The sequence below is a fragment of the Granulibacter bethesdensis CGDNIH1 genome, assembly GCF_000014285.2.
Taxonomy (GTDB): Bacteria; Pseudomonadota; Alphaproteobacteria; order Acetobacterales; family Acetobacteraceae; genus Granulibacter; species Granulibacter bethesdensis.
On sequence record NC_008343.2, the window covers coordinates 1,452,581 to 1,478,522 of the forward strand.

Here is a 25,942-nt window from a genome sequence, read left to right on the forward strand (position 1 = left end):
TCCTTGCATAGACAGAGCCTGCATCCACCGGGGATGTGTTCCGGTTCAAACGCATGACTCCATGGCTGAGCGACACCGCTGCTTCAGTCAAGTTGAACCGATTCTGATGCTGCCGCCAAGACAGGGGCGCATCATTCAGATCAAAATAAAATATTTTCTTTTAAAATCATATTGATGCGACGCTTTTTCAAGAGCGGTGTCCAGATAGGATAATGGCCATCTCCGAAACAGTATCCCGGCATCCACAAAAAATGGCGTGGCCGGATTCCACCGGCCACGCCATTTTTTTATTCTTCGATCCCCCTCTGCCATCGGGCAACGAGGGAATGACGGGATTAATCAGGCGATCCCGGCAACATCCTCATCTGCATTCAGCTCTTCGATACTGACAAACTTGTCATCGACCTTGGCCGTTTCCAGAACAAAATCAACGACCTTTTCCTCGAAGATCGGGCCGCGCAGGCTGTCGATCGCCTGCGGGTTCTGGCGGAAAAAGTCCAGAACGGCCTGTTCCTGGCCGGGATAACGGCTGGCTTCGGCACGCATAGCGCGGATCAGCTCGTCATTGCCGACCTGAACACCGTTCACGCGACCAATCTCGGCCAGCAGCAGGCCCAGACGCACACGGCGTTCTGCGATCTTGCGGTAATCGGCCCGCAGCGTGTCCTCATCCTTGCCCTTGTCGTCCTCGTCCAGCCGATCAGCCTTGCGGTCGGCATCGACGCGCTGCCAGATCTGGTTGAATTCGTTTTCCACCAGAGTCGGCGGCACTTCAAAAGCAGCCTGATCCGCCAGAGCATCCAGCAGGGCACGCTTCACGCGCAGACGGCTGACCTGATCATATTCGTTCTGGATCTGCTGGGTGACGATCTCACGCAGCTTTTCCAGACTGTCGAGGCCCAGCTTCGTGGCGAAGGCATCATCAATCACCGGAGCAACAGCCTTTTTCAGGGCCTTGGCGGTGATTTCGAACTGGGCGGGCTTACCAGCCAGCTCCGGCACGCCATATTCTTCCGGGAAGGTCACGTCGATCACGCGGGTTTCACCCACGGACAGGCCTTCCATCTGCTCGGAAAAACCGGGAATAAAGCCGGTTCCTGCGATCTCGACATCCATATCGGTGCCGGTGCCGCCCTGGAACGCCACACCATCGGTCTTGCCGACGAAATCCACGGTCAGGAAGTCGCCTTTCTGCGCCGGACGCACTTCCTCGACCGGCTCCAGATTACGCTGGCGCTGAGCGATCTCCTCCAGAGCCTTGTCGACCGCTTCAGCGCTGGGTTCAGCCTTGAGGCGGGTCAGGGACACGGAACCCAGATCAGGCAACGTAATATCAGGCAGCAATTCCAGCTCGACCTTGAATTCGACATCCTGATCGAGATCGACGCGCACCAGCTCCACCTTCGGCTGAAGGGCGGGGCGCAGGCCGCGCTCGCTGACCATGGTCTGGGTCGCTTCATTGACGGTTTCTTCCAGCACTTCCGTCTCGACAGAACGGCCATAGCGCTGACGGACCAGCGTCATCGGAACCTTGCCAGGGCGGAAGCCGGGAAGCTTCAGAGTCTTGGCCAGCTCGGCCAGACGGCGCGTCCGGCGCTCCTCGATATCAGTGGCCGGCACCTGAACGGTGAATCCGCGCTTCAAGCCCTCGGAAAGGGTTTCGGTAACCTGCATCGACCGGGAGTCCTACCCTAAAAAATTGACGCCAGCCCGGTATGCACCGTTACGTAGCGGTGATCGGCTGGTGCGGGCGGAGGGACTTGAACCCCCACGACTTGCGTCACCAGAACCTAAATCTGGCGTGTCTGCCAATTTCACCACGCCCGCGCCGTACCCGTACACCGGGTGGCCCGTACACAAAGCAGCATGCGGGCCAAGAAGCGGCGGCTTTAGCGCAGGCCGTGCAAACCCGCAATGCCATGAGTGGCCGAAAGCGTGCTGAAAGGGTTTTCACCCTTTGATTTTCGTCGAAAACGACGCAACGGATGCTCTATTCCGTTTCTGGCATCGGCTTCAGCGGTAGCCAGGCACGGGATCAGATCCTCCGCACACATGCCCGGGCCTGCCAGAGCGGCAGCCCGGCCATGCAGAAAAACGGCGGCACAGGCAGCCTCCCATCGCTCCATGCCCTGCGCCAGCAGAGCCGCCACGATACCGGACAACACATCCCCGGCGCCCGCCGTACCCAGCCAGGGCGGGGCAGACGCATTAATGGCGGTCCTCCCATCCGGGGCCGCAATGACTGTATCCGAGCCTTTCAGGATGATCACCGCATTGGTCTGCACAGCCGCCTCACGCGCTGCCTTCAGCTTATCGCCGCCGATCGCACCGAAGACGCGGGTGAACTCGCCTTCATGCGGGGTCAGCACTGCCGTGCCCTTCAGATGCAACGGATGATTGGCCGCCCAGGAAAACACTCCGGCATCTGCTACGACCTGGCGGCCTGCATCCACCAGCTGGCGCAAGGCTGCTCCGGCAGCTTCCGGCTCCAGCCCCGGCCCGCAGACCCAGACATGACGGCGGCGATCCTGAAGCAGAGTGGCAATTGCTTCATCCGTCACGATCAGGCCCGGCTCACCGAAGCGGTAGCCCCATGCGGCTTCACGTCCCGTAGCGATGGAAACCAGGCCGGCTCCCGCCCTGCGCGCGGCGGCACTCGCAAGACGGGCCGCACCCGGCATGGTCGTCCCACCCAGAACGGTGACATGCCCACGTGAATATTTGTGCGATTCCGCTGTCACAACCGGCAGGTGCCATAAAGCGGGACTATTCAGCCAGGCATCGGCAGAAATGCCGTTCAACACAGCCGCTGGCATACCGATATCGGCCAGAATGACCTCTCCGCACAGCAACTTCCCCGGCATCAGATAATGCCCCGGTTTGCAGCGGACGAAGGTTATGGTCGCCTGAGCCTGAGTGACTTTGCCCATCGATTGGCCGGTTGCCCCATCCAGACCACTGGGCACATCAACGGCAATGACCCGCCCGTCTGCCTTCGCCGCTGCATTACCCAGCATCTCCGACACGAACGAATCGAGCGGTTTCGACAATCCGGCGCCGAACACGGCATCAATGACGAGATCATATTTCCGGATTGCTTCTATGCCCGTCGTGATAACCGGACCATTCCACCGCGAAGCCGCCCGAGCCGCATCACTGCCGGGTCGTGGAGGCAAAAGAGCCGCGACCGTAACCGGCCACCCAGCCTGTTGAAGCTTTCGGGCGGCAACATATCCATCGCCGCCATTATTGCCCGGCCCGGCCATGACCAGTACGCGGCAAGGAGAGGACAATCTTCTCACCAGCCGTGCCACCGCGGCACCGGCATGCTCCATCAGCCCGGAACCCGGCACATCCATCCGCGTCGCATCCAGAAGGGCCGCCTGCCGATCAGCCAGCGCCATCGAATGAGGCGTCAGCAGCGCATGGTCAGGCAGGGCAGAGAAACCGTTGACATCTTTCACATCTCGATTTCCTGAACAACAGTACCTTTACAGACACCGGCTACAGATACCGACAGGGCAGAATTCTGCTGCCATCATCCTGTCAAAAAGACCGGCTATTTTTTCTGAAGAAATCATCGCCGGGAAGAGTGCAATCGGCTACGTCTCGGCTCCATGGTTTTTGATCCGCTGTGCCGGCTTACATCAAACGGGGTTGCGACATGTTGAGTTCTGTTCTGCTGGCCGTCCATCTTCTGGGGACCGTGCTGTGGGTGGGCGGCATGATTTTCGCCCTGTTCGTGCTGCGGCCCAACCTCATTCTCATTCAGCCTGCCGAACGGGTCGCCTTTCATATGGCCGTGCTGGGACGGTTTTTCGCCATTCTGCGACTGGTCATTCCGGCCATTCTGCTCAGCGGGTTCATCATGAGCTTCAGCCTTTACGGCTCTTTCGCCCGTGCCCCCTGGCAGGTGCATGTCATGACACTGACCGGCCTGATCATGGCTTGTGTCTACGGTGCCATCCTGAGCGGACCATGGCGGAGCCTTCAGAATGGCGCCATCCCTCCTGTCAGCGCTTTTGACCGGATCAGGCAACTGGTGCATGTGAATTTCGGCCTGGGTTTCATCACGATCATCATTGCATGCACAATCCGGACCTATATTGGTTGAAAGGGATCATGGCGGGATAGACATATTCCCGTTACAATTTCTCTGTTCCCTTACACCCCGTCTCTATTGGCCACTCTCTGGAAACGCGTGCCAAGTATTACGCCTTCGCCCTCAGCCGAACGGTATTACCCTGTGCTTCGGCATCAGGGATTCCTGTTCCTTGTCCATCAGCCGGAAGCACGATCACGTATGGCGGTAAGAACATGGGCACTGGGCCCGTTTCTGGCGGCTATTTTGGGGGCCTGTTCGCTCGGGCCCAGCTGGAAATCTCCGGATTTGGATATCCCCGCCGCTTTCCGTGCCACTCCTGCCAGTGCACAAGCGGCCTGGCCGTCTGCCGAGTGGTGGCGTGACTTCAATCAGCCGGAACTGACGGAGCTGATGGAAGAAGCCAAAGCCCGCAATTTCGACATCGCCGCCGCCATTGCCCGTGTCCGTCAAGCCGATGCACAGGCACGCGTCTCCGGCGCGCCATTGTTACCCGCCTCATCCCTGTCGGGAGGCCATTCATGGAATCAGACAGCACGGACCAAAAACGGGGCATCCGGTGTCTCCGTCGGGGCGGGCAACACCATTCTGACACCTGGCAATCATACCAATGAAGTCCGGCAATATAACATTTCTGATACAATCAGCTATGAGCTGGATTTCTGGGGCAAAAATCGTGCGACTTTCGAGGCCGCAAAGGAAAGTGCCCAGTATAGCCGTTTCGATCAGGCCACCGTAGCACTGACGACGACAGCCGCTGTCGCCACCACCTATTTCAATATTCTGGGCTTTCAGGCACGCGTCGCCATTGCCGAGGACAATCTGCGGCAAAGTGAGGAAACACTGAAGGTCATCCGTGCCCGTTTCGAGGCAGGAACTGCCTCTTTGCTGGATGTCTCACAGCAGGAAGCGCTGATGGAGGGATTACGCGCCAACGTCCCGGCACTCCGTTCCCAGCTGGAACAGCAGGTGATCAGCCTCGGTCTCCTGGTCGGTCGGCCGCCGGAAATGGTCTCCGTCAAAGGAGGATCCCTGGAACAGGCGACCATCCCACAACCAGCCCCCGGTCTGCCCGTTGATCTGGTGGCACGGCGGCCGGATATTGCCGCCGCCGAAGCTCAGCTTGCCTCCGCCAACGCCAATATCAAGGTTGCACGGGCGAAGTTCTTTCCCTCCTTTACCCTGACGGCAAGCGGGGGATTTCAGGCTTTGACGATGGCTTACCTGTTTACGCCTCAGGGGCAGATTGCCAGCCTCAGCAGCAGCGTGGCCCAGACGGTTTTCGATAACGGCGTTCTGTTCGGTAATCTCGATATTGCCAAAGGCCGCTATGAGGAGTTGCTCGCGACCTATCGCAAGGCCGTGGTGCAGGCTTTCACCGATGTGGAAAATGCCATCACCTCCTATCGGTACGCTACTGAACAGGAAGCAATGCAGCGCAAGGCTGTGGAGGTCTCACGACGCGCGGCCGATGTCGCGCGCGCCCAGCTTCTGGCCGGGGTGATTGATGTTACTGCCCTGTTGCAGGCACAACAGACCTTGTTCAGTAATCAGGCCACTCTGGCTCAGGTCAGGTTGTCGCGATTTGAAGCGGTCATCAATCTCTACAAGGCCCTTGGCGGTGGCTGGACCCGCTTGCCCGCTCCCGGACACAAGATATGAAATTCCGTACTTTTGCGATCTGGCTGCTTCTGGTTGCCACTGCGGGAAGCGGGGTTTACTGGCTCGTCAACCATACCAAACAATCCCGGCCGCATCACGCTGGTGGAAGGCCCACGCAGGCGGGGGGCAGTCATGCCGTGGTTGTAAGAACCGCGGACGTTATAACGCAGGACATTCCGGTTTTTCTGGACGGGCTGGGGACTGTACAAGGTTTTTACACCGTTACGGTGCAGCCGATGGTCAGCGGCCCATTGCTGGAAGTCCGCTTTACCGAAGGTCAGGACGTCCACCGTGGCGATATTCTGGCACAGATCAATCCCCGTGCTTACAAAGCGACCCTCGACCAGTATATCGCCAAGAAAGCGCAGGATGAGGCCAATCTCGCCAATGCGAAGCTCGATCTGAAACGCTATGAGCAATTGGGGCGGAACAACTACACCTCGGCCCAGACACTGGCCACCCAGCGGGCCACGGTGGCGCAGAACGAAGCCCTGGTGAAGCAGGATCAGGCCCTGATTGACGGCGCCCGCACCAATCTGGACTGGACCACCATCCGCGCCCCGATTGATGGCCGCACCGGATTGAGACAGGTGGATGTCGGCAATCTGATCAGCAGCAGTTCCACCAACGGTCTGGTGGTGATCACACAAATCGAGCCGATTGCCGTTATCTTCACATTGCCTCAGCAGGTTCTGCCCAGGCTGATACGCGCCATTCAGCACGAAAATGGTACGCCTCTTTCAGTGATTGCCCTGCCGCAGGGGAATGCAACGGGTGGCGAGCGCCCGGATGATCCGGACGTTCTGGATAAAGGCGCACTGACCGTGCTCAACAATCAGGTGGACAGCACCACCGGCACAGTCAAGCTGAAAGCCGTGTTCCCGAATAAAAATCACCTTCTCTGGCCTGGCGGTTTCGTGAATGCTCGTCTGCTGGTGGAAACTTTGCATGGTGCCGTCACAGTACCGCCGCTGGCGATTCAGCACGGACCGGACAGCGCTTTTGTCTGGATCGTCAACAAAGATAAAACCGTTTCAAGGCGTACTGTCACAACCGGCCAGGAAAACCAGAGTGCGATCGTCATCAAGGACGGTCTGCATCCAGGCGAAACGGTCGTGCTGGATGGTGCATCCCGCCTGACTGACGGCGCGACCGTCAGTATCGCCACGGATCAGCCACCCGGACAGACACCTCCTCAACAGAAGCCCCATCCGCACGGGAACAGGCCGCACGGATGAGTATATCCGCGCCCTTTATTGCGCGTCCGATCGCAACCTCCCTGCTGGCGATTGCGATGATGCTCGGTGGATTGCTGGGCTATCTATGGCTGCCTGTTTCCTCTCTGCCGGAGGTCGATTTTCCGACCATACAGGTGATGACCCGTCTGCCTGGCCTCAGCCCTACCGGCTCCGCCCTGCTGCTGACAGCGCCGCTGGAGCGCCAGTTCGGGCAGATTCCCGGCTTGACAAGCATGATCTCCACCAGTGCCGATGGCATCAGCCAGATTACGCTGCAATTCGATCTGTCCCGTAACATGGACAGCGCGGCACAGGATGTTCAGGCTGCCATCAATGCTGCCAACGGAACGCTGCCGGCAAATCTGCCTTATCCGCCGACATATTCAAAAATCAATCCGGCGGATGCACCGATCCTGTCTCTGGCCCTGACATCGGGGACTGTACCACTGGATGCGATTGCAGATATTACCGATACTGTTCTGCAACCAAAACTATCGCAGCTTCCGGGTGTCGGGCGGGCCACCATTCAGGGGAGCCTGCGCAAGGCCGTGCGGATCAGGCTGTTGCCGGATCGGCTGGCAGCGTATGGTCTGTCTCTGGAAGATGTCCGCAATGCTGTTTCCAATGCGAATGTAAACGGAGCGAAAGGCGGCTTCGACGGTGCTGAACGCTCCATCCAGCTAGGCGCCAATGATCAGCTTGTGTCGCCGGATGCCTATCGTTCTCTGGTCATCGCATGGCGCAATAACGCACCCGTCCGGCTGTCGAATATTGCCAGCATTGTGAACGGACTCGAAAACAATCATGTCGGGGCATGGGTTCTTCGCAGCGGAACACAGCAATCAGCCGTCGTACTGGATATCCAGCGCCAGCCCGGAGCCAATATCGTCGCAACCGTCGGCGCAATCAGGGAAGCCCTGCCGGAATTACAGAACGCTCTTCCGGCGGGAGTACAACTTTCGATCATTGCCGACCGCACCGATACCATCCGTGCCTCTGTCGCCGAGGTCGAGATAACACTCGTTCTGTCGATCCTGCTGGTCGTCGCGGTGATCTACCTGTTTCTGGGTTCCTTACGGGCGACGATCATCCCGGGCATTGCGCTGCCACTCTCCCTGATCGGGACGTTTGCGGTGATGTATGAGGCTGGATACAGTCTCGACAATCTTTCCCTGATGGCTTTGACCATCGCGACCGGTTTCGTAGTCGATGACGCCATCGTCATGATCGAAAACGTAGTGCGGTATATCGAGCGCGGGGTGCCTCCACTTCAGGCCGCTTATGAAGGGGCACGGCAGATCGGCTTCACCATCATATCGCTGACAGTCTCGCTGGTGGCCGTGTTCATACCGCTGCTGTTCATGTCCGGTGTGGTAGGGCGGCTGTTCAAGGAATTTGCCATTACGCTCACCGTGGCGGTGGTTGTCTCCGCAGTGATCTCCCTGACATTGACCCCGATGATGTGTGGCAGATTGCTGCGCCCCCTGCATGAGGAAAGGCCCGGTCTTCTGCCACGTCTGTTCGAGCGTGGATTTTCCGCCTGTCTGGAGGTCTACCGCCGCACGCTGCATATCGCTCTGGCACACCAGGGCGTGGTACTGCTGGTTGCCTTCTCATCCCTTGCCATCACCATCCTCCTTTATGTGATGACTCCGAAAGGATTTCTGCCCGCACAGGATACCGGGATCATCACGATCGTCACGGAGGCCGACCAGAGCGTTTCCATCAAACGCATGGGGACCCTGCAAAACAATGCCGCCCGCCTTTTGGCCAAGGATCCAGCCGTGGCAACGATCACGTCTCTGGTCGGGGTCGGCACGACCAATGCCACGCCCAATACAGGCCGCTTGACCGTCGTCCTGAAACCGCCCGCCCTGCGTGATCCGGTGCTGGAAGTAATGGAGCGGTTTCGCATCATCTTCGCACATCAACCCGGCCTGACGGCGTATATGCAGGCGCAACAGGATATCCAGATCGGAACCCGTATTACGCGTACCCAGTATCAGTACACCATTATTGATACGGATGTGAGGGAACTTCAGCAATGGGCACCTCGTCTGCTGCATACGCTGAAAGCATTGCCCATGTTGCAGGATGTTGCTTCTGACCAGCAGGATCAGGGCAGCGCGATCATGATTACTGTCGACCGCGCCGCCGCCATGCGTCTTGGCATTACCGTACAGGCAATTGAGGATACGCTGTATGATGCTTTCGGGCAGCGACAGATCTCCACCATCTATGCGCAGTCCAACCAGTATCGCGTGGTGCTGGAATCCGACCCGGCGTGGCAGTCACTCCCGGATGTGCTCAACCGTCTGCGTGTGCCGGGGCAGAACGACACGCAGGTTCCGCTGGCGGCGGTGGCAACGCTCGCTCCGGTCAGCGCACCGCTCGCCATCACCCATCAGGAACAGTTTCCCTCGGTCACGTTCAGCTTCAATCTGGCACCGGGGATATCCTTGGAACAGGCCATGAGCAGCATCTCTGCCGCCAGTCTCCAGATCGGGGTGCCGGAAACGATTGCCGGTTCCTATGCGGGTGATGCCGCCGAATTCCAGCGTAGTCTGGCCAGCGAGCCATGGCTTATCCTTGCCGCCATCATTGTGATCTACATCGTGCTGGGCGTGCTGTATGAGAGCACCATCCATCCGGTTACAATCCTCTCCACGCTGCCTTCCGCAGGCATCGGCGCGCTTCTGGCCCTGATGGCGACCGGAACCAATCTTTCTCTGGTTGCGCTGATCGGCATCGTGCTGCTGATGGGCATCGTCAAGAAAAATGCGATCATGATGATCGACTTCGCTATCGAGGCGGAGCGGGATCGTGGGCTTTCCCCCGCGGCAGCGATTGAAGAAGCCTGCCTGCTGCGCTTCCGTCCCATCATCATGACGACAGCGGCCGCCTTGCTGGGGGCACTGCCGCTGGCGCTCCAGCATGGAGCCGGATCGGAATTACGCTATCCGCTGGGCATCACCATCATTGGGGGCCTGCTGCTGAGCCAGTTGCTGACCCTTTATACCACACCGGTCATCTATCTGATGATGGAGCGTGTGCGCATGCGCCTCAACCATGGCCGCAAGCCCGGTCCGCTGGATCTGCCGGCAGACTGAGCGATGAATGTCTCCATGCCCTTCATCCTGCGTCCGGTGGCAACGATCCTGCTTTCCATCGGTATTCTGCTGACCGGGATCATCGCGTATCGCTTTCTGCCGGTTTCCGCCTTGCCCAGTGTTGATCTTCCCGCGATCGTGGTGTTCGTCAATCAGCCCGGCGCCGATCCGGAAACCATGGCAAGCTCCATCGCCGCACCGCTGGAGCGCAGGCTGGGAGAGATTTCCGGTGTCATGGAGTTGATCTCCACCAACTCCGTGGGTGCCAGCAATATCGTCGTGATTTTCGATCTCGACAGAAGCGTCGATTCCGCTGCACAGGATGTGCAGGCAGCCATCAATGCCGCCCGCGCCGATCTTCCATCCGATCTTCCGGTCAGCCCCTTCATCCGCAAATTCAATCCTGCTGAGGCGCCGGTCATGATGATCGCGCTGACCTCCGACAGCCATACCATTCGCGAGCTGTACGATCTGGCAGACAGTATGCTCGGACAGAGACTGGCTCAGGTGAACGGTGTCAGTCAGGTACAGATCAATGGCGCGGAAAAACCCGCTGTCCGTATCAGCACCGATCCTATGCGTCTGGCAGCGGCCAGCCTGTCCGGACAGGATCTGTATAATGTTGTTCGCAACACGAATGTCACCCAGCCAACCGGTGTCATCGAAAATGGGGATGTACGCCGCGCCATTCTGATCAACGGCCAGATCGATGATGCAGAATCCTATCGGAAGGTCGTGCTCAAGGCATCGAATGGCGGCTTTTTACGTCTGGGAGATATCACCGATATCGTAGATGGCGTGGCGAATACGCGGCTTTCCGCCACCAGCAATGGAAAGCCTGCGATCCTGCTGCAGATTTCCAAACAATCCGGCGCCAATGTCATCGAGACCGTTGATGGGATAAAAAAAATCCTGCCCCAGCTTCGCTCCTGGCTTCCCGGTGATATCAACATGGCGATCGTGGTTGATCGCACCGGCACGATCCGCGCAAGCGTCGATGATGTACAGTTCACATTACTGGTCAGTATAGCGCTGGTGCTGATGGTCGTGTTCGTGTTCATGCGGCGCCTGATGCCGACCATCGCCGCTGCCGTGACTGTACCCCTCTCCATTTCCGGGACGCTGGGGGCCATGTGGCTTCTGGGCTACTCGCTCGATAATTTCTCTCTGATGGCCATTACCATCGGGGTCGGGTTCGTGGTCGATGATGCCATCGTCATGATCGAAAACATCGTCCGTCACATGGAAATGGGCAAAAGCCGTCTTCGCGCCGCCATCGACGGGGCCTCCCAGATCGGTTTCACCGTCATTTCCATCACCCTGTCCCTGTTGGCAGTGTTCATCCCGATCATCTTCATGCCGGGCATACAGGGGAGGCTGTTCCACGAATTCGTCATGACGCTGAGTGTCAGCATTGTCATTTCCGCCGTGGTATCCCTCACCCTGACCCCCATGCTCATGGGGGTGTTTGGACGACAGGTTCATGCGCTGGATAATCCCCTGCTACGGCGATGGGATGAGCGGGTGGAACACCTGCTGAACGGGATCGAGCGGTTTTACCTTCGAACGCTTGGCTGGGCGCTGAAACATTCCGCTCTTATGCTGCTCAGCATGGTTCTGACGATTGCCGTCACCGTCACGCTGTACCGCGCTATCCCCAAAAGCTTCCTGCCCATTCAGGATACCGGCCTGTTGCAGGGAAGCACGATTGCCAGGCCGGATATTTCCTATGCCGCCATGCGCGATTTACAGCACAGGGCCGAGGCGATCATCCGCGCCGATCCTGCCGTCTTGAATGTGGATGGGCGTGTCGGCGTCTCGAACGGCTTCAATGCGCTCAATCGAGGCATGATGTATATTCAGCTGAAGCCGCTGGAGAAACGCCATGTTTCGTCAGAACAGGTGATCGCCAGACTCAGGCCGAAACTCGGCACCATTCTCGGGCTGGAGACATTTCTGCACTCCGCACAGGACCTTCGGATGGGTGGCAGAGAGGATTCCGGACAGTTTGAATATGTCCTGCAAGCAGATGATATCAGGGAATTGCGCAGCTGGGCACAGCGTTTACAGAAACGCTTGCAGAGCGTGCCTGAGATTGCCGATGTCTCCTCCGATCAGGATCATGCCGGACCGGAAATTGATATCATGATTGATCGTGATACCGCTTCCCGTCTCGGTACCACTGTCAGCGGGATTGATTCCGCGCTGAACAATGCTTTTTCACAGCGACAGATTTCACGCATCTATACTGATCGTAACCAGTATCAGGTGGTGCTTCAGGCCCTGCCATCGCTTCAGAGCAGCCCCGCCGGGCTGAACACGTTGTATGTCCCTGCCACCAACGTCAACGGCACCGCGGCCCCCGCCACAGCCAGCCGCGCCACGCTTCAGAACGCCACAGGGCAGGTTACGCTGGGCAGTGCAGTCGGCGGCACGCAGATCGGCGGTAATCAGGTGCCGCTGATGGCACTGGCCCTTACCCAATATACGACCGCCCCCCTCTCCATTGATCATGAGGCCGGTTTTCCCTCAGCATCGCTCAGCTTCAACATCAAGCCCGGCATTCCGGTCAGCACCGCTCAGGACGCCGTTCTGGAAGCTGTGCGTTCACTCGGGATGCCCGCCAGCATACGCGGAGAGTTCGGCGGTAATCTCGCCCTGTTCAAAAAAGCCGGGCAGGCCATGCCTTTTCTGCTGATCGGCGCACTGGCAGCCATCTATGTCGTTCTGGGTGTTCTCTATGAAAGCCTCATCCAGCCGCTGACGATCCTCTCCACACTGCCTTCGGCGGGGCTGGGTGCGCTGATCGCACTGCTACTTGCAGGGGTTGATCTCTCCCTGATCAGTATTATCGGCATCGTGTTACTGATGGGCATCGTCAAGAAAAACGGCATTATGCTGGTGGATTTCGCGCTGGAGCAGCAACGGGATGCAGGTCTGGATGCCGCCAGCGCCATTCGCGAAGCCTGTGCCGAACGGTTTCGCCCGATCCTGATGACAACACTCGCAGCCCTTCTCGGCGCAGTGCCACTGGCATTTTCCTTCGGCACAGGCGCAGAGCTGCGGCAGCCGCTGGGTATTTCAATCATCGGCGGCCTGATCGCCAGTCAGATACTGACCCTCTATACGACGCCGATCATTTATCTTGCGCTGGAAAAGCTGGCCAGACGAGGCAAAGCGCGCCCGGCCATTAATCCTTCCTGAACCTCGTTTTGTCATAAAGGATTTATGAACGCTCCTTACGTTGATAGGCAGGGCCGCCATCAGCAATGTTCAGGATCGTCGCGATCAGACCAACATGCGAGAAAGCCTGCGGGAAATTACCAACCTGCCGTTTGCGATGGGGGTCGTATTCCTCGGCAAACAATCCGAGATCACTCTGGATGGCCAGCAGGCGTTCCAGCATTCTGACGGCTTCATCTTGCCGCCCCTGCAAAACGTAATTATCCGCCAACCAGAAAGTGCAGACCAGAAAAGCACCTTCATCGCCCGGCAGGCCATCCGTGCCCTCCTCCGTGCGATAGCGGTACACGAAACCATCCTTGAGCAGAGTCCGCTCTATCGCCGCCACGGTCCCCACCATACGGGGATCAGTTGCCGGCAGAAATCCGATCAGAGGCAGCACCAGCAGGCTCGCATCCAGCGTATCGCCGCCGAAATACTGCACGAAGCTGTTCATCTCCTTGTTGAAGCCCTCGCGGCAGACCCGCTCATGCACTTCATCACGCAGGGCACGCCAGTGATCGACTGGCCCCTCCAGCCCGAAATGCTCGGCATTCAGAACCATCCGATCGAAAGCCAGCCAGACCATCGCCTTGGAGAAGGTGAAATGCTGACGTCCGCCCCGGACCTCCCACAGCCCTTCATCCGGCTCCTGCCATATGGTTTCGAGATATTTGACCAGCGCTTTTTCCAGACTCCAGGAGGAAGCCGGCACTTGCAGCCCTCTCTCCCGTGCCTGGTACAGCGTGTCGATGACTTCTCCATAGACATCAAGCTGCAACTGCCCGGCAGCCCCATTGCCGATGCGAACCGGGGAGGAATTTTCATACCCGGGCAGCCATGGCACTGACCATTCATCCAGACGGCGTTCACCGGCCAGCCCGTACATGATCTGGATCTGTTCGGCCTTCCCGGCAATGCTCCGATGCAACCAGTCACGCCATTCCTGCGCTTCCTGCCTGTGGCCGCCATGCATCAGGGCGAACAGGGTCAGCGTGGAATCCCGCAACCAGCAATAACGGTAATCCCAGTTACGGCTGCCACCGATTTCCTCCGGCAAGGACGTAGTTGCAGCAGCAACAATGCCACCGGTTGGGGCATAAGTCAGCGCCTTCAACGTGATCAGCGAGCGTTGCATGACATCCCGCCATGGCCCCTCATAGGTGCACTGGCTGCTCCATTCATGCCACCATGCCTCGGTATGCCGAAGCTCCTCCTCGGCATCCAGCCGAACCGGAGGAGGCAGATGAGACGGGCCGTAGGACAGAACGAACGGAATTTTCCGGCCCTCTGTCACCGTAAACCGGGCAATGCTGGACAGATTCTCTCCCTCAATCTCCACCGGCGTTCGCAGCACCGTCATGGCAGGGCCGGCAATGGCAGTAATCCCTTCCTCGTCATCAAGATGCATGACCCATGGAACGGAAATCCCGTAATCGAACCGCAGCACAAGATGCATCTGCATCTCTACCGAGCCTTTTCTGCCCTCCACGATACGGATCAGGGAAGAACCATCGTCGTCCGGGTCCGGATGCACCGGCATGAAGTCGATCAACGCGACTTCACCGGTATCGGTCGTGAAAACCGTCTCCAGTACCAGCGTATCACCCCGATACCGCCTTGTGATGCTCACCTTTTCCGGGGTCTTGCCCAATGCTTCCGGCGCAATGGCCCAACGACCGTGACGTGCCTGCCCCAGAAGTGCGGCAAAGCAGGCTGCTCCATCGAATCTGGGCCAGCAGAGCCAGTCAATGGAACCGTGACGGCTGACCAGTGCCGCCGTCCGGCAATCACCGATCAGACCATAATCCTCGATAGCCATGGGAAGATCATCGAGCGTCACAGCGCACCACCTGCTGAAAACGGCATGAAGGGGGTATTTATCAGACGCATCTCTGTCTCCTTCTTCTTTCATGCAGCCCTGACCAACGGAGCTATAACACCCGGTTTGCGACAGGAAGCACCTAGCCTGCCTTGATATTTCCTCTGACGGCAACGCCCCGCACCAGAAAACGGGATACTGGGCGGTCTATCGCAACCTTGACTTTCCGAGGCATTTTCCAGATATGAGCGCATCAATACGCATTGTGCGTAATGGCGTTCCCGATCAACGAGACCAATCCCGGCCAAGGCCGGTTTCGGCGGCCGAGAGCGCGCGAAGCAGCATTCAGTGATTGAGATCGCCACGTTGAACGAGCAACCAGCCGACAAGGCTGAACCGGCCGACCTTCCCGCCGCAGAACAGGCGGATCAGGACGTCAGCAAAAAGCGCCCCTCCCGCCGGAAAGCGGCCGCCGCCAAGGCCTCTATCCCAGCCGATAACGAGGCGGAAAAGCCTGTGCGCAGGCGCGCCCCCTCCAAAGCCGTGATGGCTGATGATGTACAGCCCGAGGCACCGAAGTCACGGGGCCGCCGCACCACGGCCGTCAAAAAAGCCGATCCCGTTCCTGTAGTGGAAGCTGTTGCAGAAACCGCCATAGAAACAACGGTGGAAGAATCCGCGCCGCGCGGCAAGCGCCGGGTCTCCCGTGGCAAGGCCGCTCCCTTGACGGCTCAGGAATCAACTGCCGTTGAACCAGTTGAAGACACACCCGTTCCGGTTGCGCAACCCGCCCCTGAAACGGCAGCGGCAGTAACGGAGGATACCACTTCCGTCCGGCTTCGGCGCCCGCGTCGTCCAGCCCGCCATAGTGCCCGTTCTGCAACGGCGCATGCCTCTGTCAGCAACGAGACACAGACCGATTCTTCATTAGTGGAGGAGGCCGCGGAAACCATCCAGCCAGCTCCGACTGAAGATACTGTCCAGGCAGTCGCACCAGAAGAAGTCGATGATCGCCCGCTTTTCGCCGATCTCGGCCTGTCGGAGCCAGTACAGCGCGCCATTACCGAAATGGGCTATCTGCATCCAACCCCGATTCAGGCGCAGGCCATTCCGGTGGTGCTGATGGGCCGTGACGTGCTTGGCTGCGCCCAGACAGGCACCGGCAAGACCGCCAGCTTCACCCTGCCGATGATGGACATCCTGTCCGACCGCCGTGCCCGTGCCCGGATGCCGCGCAGCCTGATTCTGGAGCCGACCCGAGAACTGGCGCTTCAGGTGGCCGAGAATTTCGTCAAATACGGACAATATCTGAAGCTGAACCATGCTTTGTTGATCGGCGGCGAAAGCATGAACGATCAGCGTGATGTGTTGAGCAAGGGGGTGGACGTACTGATCGCCACGCCGGGCCGCCTGATCGACCTTTTCGACCGCGGTGGTCTGCTGCTGACCGATACACGCATCCTCGTCATCGACGAAGCCGACCGTATGCTGGATATGGGCTTTATCCCGGATGTGGAGCGTATTGTCAGCCTGCTGCCACATAACCGGCAAACACTGTTCTTCAGCGCCACAATGGCGCCGGAAATCCGCCGTCTGGCCGATGCATTCCTTCAGAACCCGAAGGAAATCACGGTTGCCAAGCCTGCCTCCGTCGCCACCACCATTACCTCCGGCCTGGCTCTGGTCGGCGAAATGGACAAGCGAAAAGCGCTTCGCCATCTACTACGGCAGGAGAAAGTGCAGAATGCGCTGATCTTCTGTAACCGAAAGCGTGATGTCGATATTCTGACGAAATCGCTGGTCAAACACGGGTTTGCAGCCGGCCCGCTGCATGGCGATCTGGCACAGAGCCTGCGTTTCTCCACGCTTGAGAAGTTCAAGGCAGGCTCCTTACAGCTTCTGGTCTGCTCCGACGTCGCCGCACGTGGCATTGATATTGGCGGGTTGAGCCATGTATTCAATTTCGACGTACCGATTCATGCGGAAGATTACGTGCATCGTATCGGCCGCACCGGTCGTGCCGGGCGGGAAGGCGCTGCCTTTACGCTGGCTTCGCCGGATGACAAATTTGCCGTCGATGCGATCGAGAAGCTGATCAACGCCCCTATCCCCCGTATCGAGATCGAGGGATTGGAGCGCGCCGAGTGGTCGGAAGAGCCGAATCGTGGCCGTGGTCGCCGTCATAAAAATGGGAAGGGCGGCAAGGGAAATAACCGCTACGGCAGCCGGGGGCAGGACAACGCAAGGAAAGATCGCGCTTTCACCGAAGCCGATGCCAAATCACAGGCTGACATCACGCCTGATCCCGTAGCGGAAGTTGCGACCACACAGCCTGCACCAGCACCAGCCCAGCCAACCCAGTCACAGGATCGTCACCATCGCTCCCGCAATGACGAGCATGGCCGGCAGAAGCATTCGGGTGGCCATAACCAGCCGCATGCACCGGGATCAGCATCATCCAATGCCGCGGTGGAGGATCGTCGTCCGCAATCCGGCCGTGACCGGCGCCGAGATGATGATCTCGGCCCCTCCGTGCGCGGCTTCGGCGATGATGTTCCGGCATTCATGCTGCTGCCGCGCCGGATTGCCAAAGACATCCGGACTGAAGACACAGCGGACCCTGCCGACGGTCTTTCCTGAGACCGTCCGGCTGCCCTGCATGAGGCATTCATGACAATCGCATTGCGGGTCGCTCGTCTCGGCGCGGAGGCTGATGGAGTTTGCCCGGCTGAAGGGGATCATCCGACTATCTACGTTCCGTATGCCCTGGACGGAGAACTGGTCGAGGTTTCCGAAGCGGGCAAGCGTGGCGATGCGCTGATTGGCCAGATCGAGCGCATTCTGGAACCCAGTCCGCATCGTGTAGAGCCGGTCTGTCAGCATTTCGGCATTTGCGGCGGATGCGCCATGCAGCATACCGATGATGGCGGCCTTGGCTGGAAAGCTGGACAGGTTGCCTCTGCTCTCAAAGCAGTGGCACCGGATGTGCTATCTGATGCTTTCAGCACATGGCAAAGCCCACCTGCTGTGCGGCGCAGGATTGATTTCGGGTTGCGCCGTAGCGGCAAAACCGTTCGGGTCGGGCTGCACCGCGCCCGCTCTGCCGAGATTGTCGACATTCAGCATTGCCCGGTGATTGATCCCTCCCTGATGGAGCTGATTGCCGCACTGCGTATCGTGCTGCCTACTCTCGCTTTGCTGAAACGTGAAGGCAGCGCTGTCGCCAATATGACGGAAAACGGGATTGATCTGCTGCTGCGCACGGATCGCCTCCCTTCTGTCGAGGATCGCACCCTGCTGGCGGCTTTCGCCCATCAACACGGGCTGGCCCGCATTTCCTGGGCCGAGGGGGAGCGGGGACGCCCCGAGGTACTGTGCCAGTTGCGTGACCCCGTTATTACCTTCAGCGGACACAGCATCACGGCCCCTCCGGGCGCCTTTCTTCAGGCCAGCCGCGCCGCAGAAGATGCCATTATGGCAGCCATCGAAGCCGGACTGCCGAAAAAGCGACGCAAGATCGTCGAATTATTCGCGGGTATCGGTACCTTCACCCTGCGCCTGAAACCCGGCATGGCCTATGAAGGCGATGAAGCCGCCGTCGCTGCTGTCAAGCGGGCCGGATTTGGCCAGATCACTCGCAGAGACCTGTTCCGCCAGCCGCTGCAAGCCGCCGAGCTGCGCGGGGTGGATGTCGTGATTCTCGATCCACCCCATGCCGGTGCGGCGGCACAATGCGCCACGCTGGCACAAGCCAAAGTGCCCCGGATCATCTATGTCAGCTGCAATCCGCATGCCCTGCGGCGGGATGCCACCCTTCTGGCCGGAGCTGGCTACAGGCTGGTATCGGCCTCAGTGATCGACCAGTTTCTCTGGTCCACGCAGATTGAAACGGTGGCGGTGTTCAGCCTCTGATCCGACTGCTCGCGTGCAGGATCAGACGTGGAAGCTTTCCCCGCAGCCACAACGGCCTTTTTCATTCGGATTGATAAAGGTGAAACCAGCCTCAAGCTGCTTCACCTGATAATCCATCACCGTGCCGATCAAAAACAGGGTCGCCTTGCGGTCGATCAGGACGGTGACGCCTTTGTCGATCACCACCTCATCCCCCTCGCCTTTTTCCTCGACCCAGCTCATGTCGTAAGATTTGCCGGAGCATCCCTTGGTGGATACGGCAATCCGCAACAGCCGTCCCTGCTGGCCGGTCGTATAAAGCTGCTGCAACCGCTCGGCGGCTGCATCGGTCAGTGACATCAACGGTGGCAAAGCACGACGCGGTGCCGTTCCCGTTGTCTGATTTGTATCGACAGTCATTGCATCATACCCCATGTCAGACCACCCAGTCAGGCCGGCCTAAAACATATTCAGTTGCAGTCTGGCATCTTCGCTCATCCGGCTTGGATCCCATGGCGGATCCCACACCGTTTCGACATGCACGGAGGTCACGCCGGGAACCGCCGCAACAGCATGATGCACCTGTTCAGGCAGTTCCTGTGCGCTCGGGCAGGCAGGGGCAGTCAAGGTCATTTCGACTTTCACCTTGCCATCATCATGGATGTCGATAGCGTAGATCAGGCCAAGCTCGTAGATATTCACCGGTATTTCCGGATCATGTACGCTCGCGACCGCAGCAATCACCGCATCCTCCGTCACGGCGGGGCGCGTCTCACCATCCGGCGTCCAACTGCCATGGGTCGCTGGAGGGGCCACCGATACGGCAGCGTCATCTGCCGGCGCCATGTCGATCTTCGAATCAGTCATGGTGCGTATTCTATCCTTCATCCAGCTCCAGCGCAGCCGAGAGGGCACGCCAGGGCAGCGTCGCGCATTTGATCCGGGACGGGTACTCATGCACCCCGCCCAAAGGTTGCAGGCGGCTCAGCGCCGCATGGCAAACCGGGCACTCCAGATCGGGCACCTGCCCGCTCCGGACCAGAGCATGAAACCCCTTCATCACATCGTGCGCCTGAGCACGATTTAAACCCCTCACCGTCTCTGCCATCAGATCAGCGGAAGCGATGCTGATCGCACAGCCTTTGGCTTCAAAACCGACTGCCTCAACGACCTCATTCCCATCATCCGGCATTCCGGTGGCGATAAACACCGTCACCTGATCACCGCAGAGCGGGTTATCGGCCTCCCTCGACAGGGAGAAAACAGGCAGTCTCTGGCCATGCAGGGGCTTTTTGCCATGACGCAGGATCAGGTCATGATAGAGATCCCTGACGTCATCATCAGCCATGCCAGCCTGCACTGCCGTCATGCCAGAAAATCCCTCACTTTCGTAAGAGTGTCGGCAAAGAAGTCGATTTCGTCCTGGGTATTGTACACCCCGAATGTCGCCCGGGCTGTCCCGGAGAGAGACAGGCGACGCATCAATGGCTCTGCACAATGATGACCGGCCCGCACCGCTATCCCCTGACGATCCAGCAGCGTCGCCACATCATGCGGATGACCATGATCGAGCACGAAGCTGATCACACCACCACGATCAGCCGCCTGGCCAATAATACGTAAGCCCTCTATGGCGTTCAGACGCGCCAATGCATGGCGGGTCAGAGCCTGTTCATGCGCTTCCAGCGCCTCGTAACCGATCGCCTCCACATAAGCGATCGCGGCTTTCAGGCCGATTGCCTCGATGATGGCGGGCGTACCGGCCTCGAATTTATGCGGTACCTGCGCCCAGGTGGAGCGCTCGAACGTGACTGAGCCGATCATGTCGCCACCGCCCATGAAAGGCGGCATGGCTTCCAGTAATTCACGTTTCGCCCAAAGTACACCGATGCCGGTCGGGCCGTAGAGCTTGTGGCCGGTAAAAACGTAGAAATCCGCATCCAGCGCCGTCACATCCACCCGGCGATGCACCACAGCCTGCGATCCATCCAGCAGAACTTTCGCACCATGCTTATGTGCGAGGGCAATGACCTCCGCCGCCGGCACATAGGTTCCCAGCACGTTGGACATATGCGTGATCGCGACAAGGCCGACCTTGCCATCCGACAGCAAATGCGCAAAAGCCGCCATATCAAGCTCGCCAGCATCGGTTACCGGAGCAATACGCAGCTCGACACCCGTCTCATCCCGCAGCATTTGCCATGGCACGATATTGGCGTGATGTTCCATTTCCGAAATCAGCACGGCACGACGGTCACTTTTCGCAAGGATGCCCCGCCCGTAGCTGTGAGCGACGAGGTTGATCGCTTCCGTGCTGTTCCGGGTAAAAACGATCTCCTCCCGTGCAGAAGCCCCCAGCAAACGGGCCACCGCATCCCGTGTGGATTCATATTCTTCCGTCGTCCGCTCGCTCATCCAGTGCAGGCCGCGATGCACATTGGCGTATTGCGTACGCATCGCCTCGCTCATCGCCTCGATCACGCTGACCGGCTTCTGGGCCGAGGCACCGCTATCCAGAAACACCAGCTTTTTGCCACGGATCGTCTGCGACAGGATGGGGAAATCCTGCCTGATCCGGGCCACATCGAAACCGGCCGTGCTGTGCTGCGTCTCCCGCAGCGCGATCTCCCTGTCGACGGTCGTATTCATGCGGTTTCCGACGCTTCTTCATGCGTCCACCATGCATTGATCGCGCCGTCCAGAATGGCACGAGCCCCTTCATGCGACACGGTATCGATGGCTTCCGCCAGAAAAGCCCTTACGAGAATGGCACGTGCCTGCACTTCCGGAACACCGCGGCTGCGCAGATAGAACATCTGGTCCGCATCCAGTTCGCCAACCGTTGCACCATGGCTGCATTTCACGTCATCCGCAAAAATTTCCAGCTCCGGCTTGGTATCGATCTCTGCCTCGTCAGACAGCAGTAGCGCGGCATTCATCTGATAGCCGTCTGTTTTCTGCGCCTCCCGCGTGACCTCGATCTTGCCCTGAAACACGCCGCGTGAGCGTCCTGCCAGCACATTGCGAACGGCCTGCCGCGATGAACATCCCGGAGCGGTGTGGCGCACGATGCTGGTGATGTCTCCGACCTGCTGATCCCGCAATAACTGGGCGCCATGCACATGCACCGCTCCGCCCTCCCCATCGAGTCTGGCATGGAATTCGGCACGTGCCACCCGACCGCCCATGTTCAGCACAAAGGCCTCATATCGTCCCCGTGCCGCGACATCAGCAAAAACGGTAGCAATATGAAACGCGTGCTGATCCTCGTTCTGCCAACGGATATGCTCCAGCACCGCGTCCTCGGCCACGCTGATCTGCGTCACCGCATTGTGCAGATAGGTACCGCGACCACGACAGATTTCCACCAGAGTCAGGCTCGCCCCACTGCCGAGACGGATCGTATGGCGCGGATGAAAATCTACCGCCTCCCCCGACATATCAGAAGCCAGATTGACCAGCACGATCGTGCCGGCAGCAATCCCGGAGGAAATGGTCAATACCATGCCATCTTCGGCCAACATCGTATTGAGTGCCACCAGCGGCACACCATCGCTGCCAGTACGTTCGCCAAAAGCGGACGAATGTCCGAAATGTTCAAGGTCAATCCCGTCCCGGCTTCCCTCCAGCAGACCGGCGTCAGACAGATCGGGACGAAAACGGCCATCCAGAAAAACCAGGCGGGGTGCACCCAGATCAGGCACATCACCGAGCTGACGGCTCGCAGACCCATCCGTCTGTGTCAGGGGTTCCCGGAAACGAATATCGGCCAGCGGGCGCAGGGATGTATACTTCCACGCCTCCACACGCTGGGTAGGGAGGCCCGTCCGATCGAATACCTGGGCAGCCTCAGCCCGGATAGCCCCATCTCCAGGCATACGATCGCGCAATCCCTGAAACCGGGAGAGAAACGATACACCCAGCGTTTGCAAGGGCTGAAGAGCGACAACAGGCGGCTGAACGGCGTTCATGCGGCCTCCTTGATCACTGCGGCATAGCCTTCACGCTCCAGTTGGCGCGCCAGTTCCGGCCCGCCGGAGCGGATGACCCGGCCCCCGAACAGCACATGCACATGATCAGGCACGATATGATCGAGCAGACGCTGATGATGCGTGATGATCAGCGCGGAGAAATTCGGCCCCCGCAGCGCATTCACGCCGTCGCCAACGATTTTCAGGGCGTCGATATCCAGCCCGCTATCCGTCTCGTCAAGAATGGCAAGGCGCGGGCGCAGAATGGACATCTGCAAAACCTCGTTGCGCTTTTTCTCACCGCCGGAGAAGCCGACATTGACGTTCCGCTTCAGCATGTCATCCGGCATCGACAGACGCTTTGCCTCGGCGCGGGCGAGTTTCAGGAAAGCGGAGGCATCCAGTTCCTCCTCTCCGCGCGCACGCCGCACCGCATTCAGCGCGGTACGCAGGAAGTTCATGTTGTTGACGCCCGGCAACTCGATCGGCGACTGGAAAGCAAGGAACACACCAGCGGCGGCCCGTTCCTCCGGCTCCATTTCCAGCAGTTCACGCCCTTCGAACAGGGCGGAACCGCCCGTTACTTCATAGCCTTCATGCCCGGCCAGAACATAGGACAAGGTGCTTTTCCCGGACCCGTTCGGACCCATGATTGCATGGACCTCACCTTGCGGCACTTGCAGGTCGATGCCCTTGAGGATCGGTTTATCCTCGATTTTCGCGTGCAGATTTTCGATCTTGAGCATCGTTTTAACCCACCGAACCTTCCAGACTGATGGCCAGGAGTTTCTGTGCCTCCACAGCAAACTCCATCGGCAATTCCTTTAAAACTTCCTTGCAGAAGCCATTGACGATCAGATTGACCGCATCTTCTTCCGACAGGCCCCGGCTGCGGCAATAGAACAGCTGATCATCCGCGATTTTCGATGTCGTGGCTTCATGCTCGATCTTGGCGGTCGGATTGCGGCTTTCGATATACGGCACTGTATGCGCACCGCAGAGATCGCCGATCAGCAGGCTGTCGCACTGGGTGAAATTACGCGCGTTCTGCGCCTTCGGCATCATCTTGACCAGGCCGCGATAGGTATTGTTCGAATGCCCTGCGCTGATGCCTTTCGACACGATTGTGCTGGTCGTGTTAGGGCCGATATGGATCATTTTGGTCCCGGTATCGGCCTGCTGGCGATTGGTCGTGACGGCCACGGAGTAAAATTCGCCAATGCTGCCCTCACCCAGCAGCAGGCAGGATGGATATTTCCATGTAATGGCCGAACCGGTTTCAACCTGTGTCCAGCTGATCTTGCTGCGCGCACCACGGCAGGCACCACGCTTGGTCACAAAGTTGTAGATACCGCCACGGCCTTCGGCATCACCCGGATACCAGTTCTGTACAGTACTATATTTGATCTGCGCGTCATCAAGGGCCACCAGCTCCACCACCGCGGCATGAAGCTGATTTTCATCACGCTGGGGTGCCGTGCAGCCTTCCAGATAGCTGACATAGGCCCCGTCCTCCGCAATGATCAGCGTGCGCTCGAACTGACCGGTGTTTTTCGCATTGATGCGGAAATAGGTGGACAGTTCCATCGGGCAGCGCACCCCTTTCGGGATGTAGACAAAACTGCCATCAGTAAAGACAGCGCTGTTCAGAGCCGCATAGAAATTGTCGGAGGCCGGCACCACGCTGCCCAGATACTGCTTCACCAGTTCCGGATGCTCCCGCACCGCTTCGCTGATTGAGCAGAAGATCACACCGACCTTGGCCAGACTTTCCCGGAAAGTGGTGGCAACCGACACGCTATCGAACACCGCATCCACCGCAATACCGGGGGACGCTGAGGCCGGCAGTGCCTCCGCCCCCTCCACACCGGCCAGAAGCGCCTGCTCCTTCAGCGGAATACCGAGTTTCTCATAGGTTCGCAGCAGCTCGGGATCGACCTCATCCAAGCTTTTGGGGCCGGTTTTTTTCTTCGGAGCGGCGTAGTAATGCAGATCCTGAAAATCAATCGGTGCATGTGCGATCCGCGCCCATTCCGGCATCTCCATCGTCTTCCAGGCGGCAAACGCCTTGAGACGCCATTCCAGAAGCCATTCCGGCTCTTCCTTGCGGCTGGAAATCAGGCGGATCGTATCCTCGGTCAGGCCCTTTGGGGCCATGTCCATTTCGATCTCGGTTTCCCAACCCCATTTATAGCCGGATTCCGTGACGGATTTGACGGCATCAAGGGTTTCAGCAACGGCTGGCATGGCAGGCTCCTGTCACTCCGCGACGGACAACACGGCATGCTCATGGCACGCCCGGGTCTTATAACCGCTTGAAGAGGATTGCGTAGGCTGGGGTGGTAAAACGTTACCGAGAGGGGTACCACCCATCGGCTGCCTTGCCATATCGGCAAGGCTGATGGAGGACAAAGCTGTCGCAATCGCGTGGTTGACCATATCCCATCGTCCCCGCATCGGGCAAAGGCAGGCAGCCTCACAATCCGGATGCGCACCCTCAACACAGGCGGTCAGGGCAATCGGTCCTTCCAGAACCCGGATCACATCGGCAATGGAAATCTGATCAAGGAAACGATTCAGGCGATAGCCGCCATGGGCGCCTCGCTGCGAGACCACTAATCTTCCAACCGATAAAGCCTTGAGTACCTTGGCTACGGTTGGTTCCGGAACACCGGTAGCAGCCGCAATACAAGGCGCCGTCTGGACCCGCCCTGATGCCTCACCGGACTCTGCGGCCAGACGGATCAGCACCACTACCGCATAGTCTGTCAATTTTGACAGCCTGAACATTTGCCACACCTTAACTGGACCAATTAAGTCCTGTTTTGTAGAAATGGACTACCCTTATTAAAAGATCAAGAGTGAAAATTTTAGGATTTTAATCCTATAGCAAAAACATTATTAAAATATGCGTTATTATAATA

The 25,942-nt window shown here is 58.7% G+C and carries 18 protein-coding genes and 1 tRNA gene; 7 read left to right on the forward strand and 12 right to left on the reverse strand.

Translation table 11 applies throughout. The features are described from left to right. Window positions 1-339: 339 nt before the first annotated feature. The 3 genes from tig to GBCGDNIH1_RS19095 all read right to left on the reverse strand — a co-directional run bounded on the left by tig (window position 340) and on the right by GBCGDNIH1_RS19095 (window position 3,404). On the reverse strand, window positions 340-1,674 hold the full coding sequence (gene tig, locus GBCGDNIH1_RS19085; RefSeq protein ID WP_011632016.1) for a trigger factor: 1,335 nt from the start codon (window positions 1,672-1,674) through the stop codon (window positions 340-342). A gap of 68 nt (window positions 1,675-1,742) precedes the next feature. Continuing rightward, a tRNA-Leu gene (locus GBCGDNIH1_RS19090) sits at window positions 1,743-1,827 on the reverse strand. Between the two features lie 62 nt (window positions 1,828-1,889). After that, a complete protein-coding gene (locus tag GBCGDNIH1_RS19095; RefSeq protein WP_050748543.1) occupies window positions 1,890-3,404 on the reverse strand; it encodes a bifunctional ADP-dependent NAD(P)H-hydrate dehydratase/NAD(P)H-hydrate epimerase in 1,515 nt (504 codons plus the stop codon). A 260-nt stretch (window positions 3,405-3,664) separates the two neighbouring features. On the opposite strand from GBCGDNIH1_RS19095, the gene GBCGDNIH1_RS19100 reads away from it, so the two are divergent. The 5 genes from GBCGDNIH1_RS19100 (at window position 3,665) to GBCGDNIH1_RS19120 (ending at window position 13,316) form a co-directional block, all read left to right on the forward strand. After that, a complete protein-coding gene (locus tag GBCGDNIH1_RS19100) occupies window positions 3,665-4,114 on the forward strand; it encodes a CopD family protein (RefSeq protein ID WP_043452818.1) in 450 nt (149 codons plus the stop codon). 189 nt (window positions 4,115-4,303) lie between these two features. Further along, window positions 4,304-5,764: an efflux transporter outer membrane subunit gene (locus GBCGDNIH1_RS19105; protein ID WP_025318931.1), complete on the forward strand. Its 1,461-nt coding sequence runs from the start codon at window positions 4,304-4,306 to the stop codon at window positions 5,762-5,764. Continuing rightward, window positions 5,761-7,002: an efflux RND transporter periplasmic adaptor subunit gene (locus GBCGDNIH1_RS19110; RefSeq protein ID WP_011632020.1), complete on the forward strand. Its 1,242-nt coding sequence runs from the start codon at window positions 5,761-5,763 to the stop codon at window positions 7,000-7,002. The genes GBCGDNIH1_RS19105 and GBCGDNIH1_RS19110 overlap by 4 nt, the downstream gene beginning before the upstream one ends. Then, window positions 6,999-10,112 (forward strand): efflux RND transporter permease subunit, encoded by a 3,114-nt coding sequence (locus GBCGDNIH1_RS19115; protein WP_011632021.1) that lies wholly within the window; start codon window positions 6,999-7,001, stop codon window positions 10,110-10,112. The genes GBCGDNIH1_RS19110 and GBCGDNIH1_RS19115 overlap by 4 nt, the downstream gene beginning before the upstream one ends. Window positions 10,113-10,115: 3 nt before the next feature. Beyond that, window positions 10,116-13,316 carry an efflux RND transporter permease subunit gene (locus GBCGDNIH1_RS19120; RefSeq protein ID WP_011632022.1) on the forward strand — a complete coding sequence of 1,067 codons (3,201 nt, stop codon included), beginning with the start codon at window positions 10,116-10,118 and terminating at the stop codon, window positions 13,314-13,316. Window positions 13,317-13,338: 22 nt separating this feature from the next. Here the strand turns inward: GBCGDNIH1_RS19120 and GBCGDNIH1_RS19125 are convergent, their stop codons facing one another. After that, window positions 13,339-15,156, reverse strand: a complete 1,818-nt coding sequence (locus tag GBCGDNIH1_RS19125; protein WP_043453977.1) for a glycoside hydrolase family 15 protein — start codon at window positions 15,154-15,156, stop codon at window positions 13,339-13,341. Between the two features lie 348 nt (window positions 15,157-15,504). On the opposite strand from GBCGDNIH1_RS19125, the gene GBCGDNIH1_RS19130 reads away from it, so the two are divergent. Both GBCGDNIH1_RS19130 and GBCGDNIH1_RS19135 read left to right on the forward strand, forming a co-directional pair. Next, window positions 15,505-17,796, forward strand: a complete 2,292-nt coding sequence (locus GBCGDNIH1_RS19130) for a DEAD/DEAH box helicase (protein ID WP_011632024.1) — start codon at window positions 15,505-15,507, stop codon at window positions 17,794-17,796. A 30-nt stretch (window positions 17,797-17,826) separates the two neighbouring features. Continuing rightward, window positions 17,827-19,068 (forward strand): class I SAM-dependent RNA methyltransferase, encoded by a 1,242-nt coding sequence (locus GBCGDNIH1_RS19135; protein WP_011632025.1) that lies wholly within the window; start codon window positions 17,827-17,829, stop codon window positions 19,066-19,068. Between the two features lie 21 nt (window positions 19,069-19,089). Here GBCGDNIH1_RS19135 and GBCGDNIH1_RS19140 read toward each other — a convergent pair whose 3' ends face one another. The 8 genes from GBCGDNIH1_RS19140 to GBCGDNIH1_RS19175 are packed head-to-tail and all read right to left on the reverse strand — an operon-like array spanning window position 19,090 to window position 25,808. Next, window positions 19,090-19,467, reverse strand: coding sequence for a HesB/IscA family protein (locus tag GBCGDNIH1_RS19140; protein ID WP_025286724.1), 378 nt, complete (start codon window positions 19,465-19,467; stop codon window positions 19,090-19,092). 39 nt (window positions 19,468-19,506) lie between these two features. Then, window positions 19,507-19,914 carry an SUF system Fe-S cluster assembly protein gene (locus GBCGDNIH1_RS19145; protein ID WP_011632027.1) on the reverse strand — a complete coding sequence of 136 codons (408 nt, stop codon included), beginning with the start codon at window positions 19,912-19,914 and terminating at the stop codon, window positions 19,507-19,509. Window positions 19,915-19,924: 10 nt separating this feature from the next. After that, the gene (gene sufU / locus GBCGDNIH1_RS19150; protein WP_011632028.1) at window positions 19,925-20,416 is read right to left on the reverse strand and encodes a Fe-S cluster assembly sulfur transfer protein SufU; all 492 of its coding nucleotides are present in this window, start codon (window positions 20,414-20,416) and stop codon (window positions 19,925-19,927) included. Further along, entirely contained in the window at window positions 20,413-21,696 is a 1,284-nt protein-coding gene (locus GBCGDNIH1_RS19155; RefSeq protein WP_011632029.1) for an aminotransferase class V-fold PLP-dependent enzyme, read from the reverse strand. The genes sufU and GBCGDNIH1_RS19155 overlap by 4 nt, the downstream gene beginning before the upstream one ends. Next, on the reverse strand, window positions 21,693-23,018 hold the full coding sequence (sufD, locus tag GBCGDNIH1_RS19160; RefSeq protein WP_011632030.1) for a Fe-S cluster assembly protein SufD: 1,326 nt from the start codon (window positions 23,016-23,018) through the stop codon (window positions 21,693-21,695). The genes GBCGDNIH1_RS19155 and sufD overlap by 4 nt, the downstream gene beginning before the upstream one ends. Then, entirely contained in the window at window positions 23,015-23,764 is a 750-nt protein-coding gene (sufC, locus tag GBCGDNIH1_RS19165; protein ID WP_011632031.1) for a Fe-S cluster assembly ATPase SufC, read from the reverse strand. Before sufC ends, sufD begins: the two co-directional genes overlap by 4 nt. 4 nt (window positions 23,765-23,768) lie before the next feature. Next, window positions 23,769-25,265 (reverse strand): Fe-S cluster assembly protein SufB, encoded by a 1,497-nt coding sequence (gene sufB, locus GBCGDNIH1_RS19170; protein WP_011632032.1) that lies wholly within the window; start codon window positions 25,263-25,265, stop codon window positions 23,769-23,771. A gap of 12 nt (window positions 25,266-25,277) precedes the next feature. After that, window positions 25,278-25,808 (reverse strand): SUF system Fe-S cluster assembly regulator, encoded by a 531-nt coding sequence (locus GBCGDNIH1_RS19175; protein WP_025318921.1) that lies wholly within the window; start codon window positions 25,806-25,808, stop codon window positions 25,278-25,280. Window positions 25,809-25,942 lie beyond the last annotated feature (134 nt).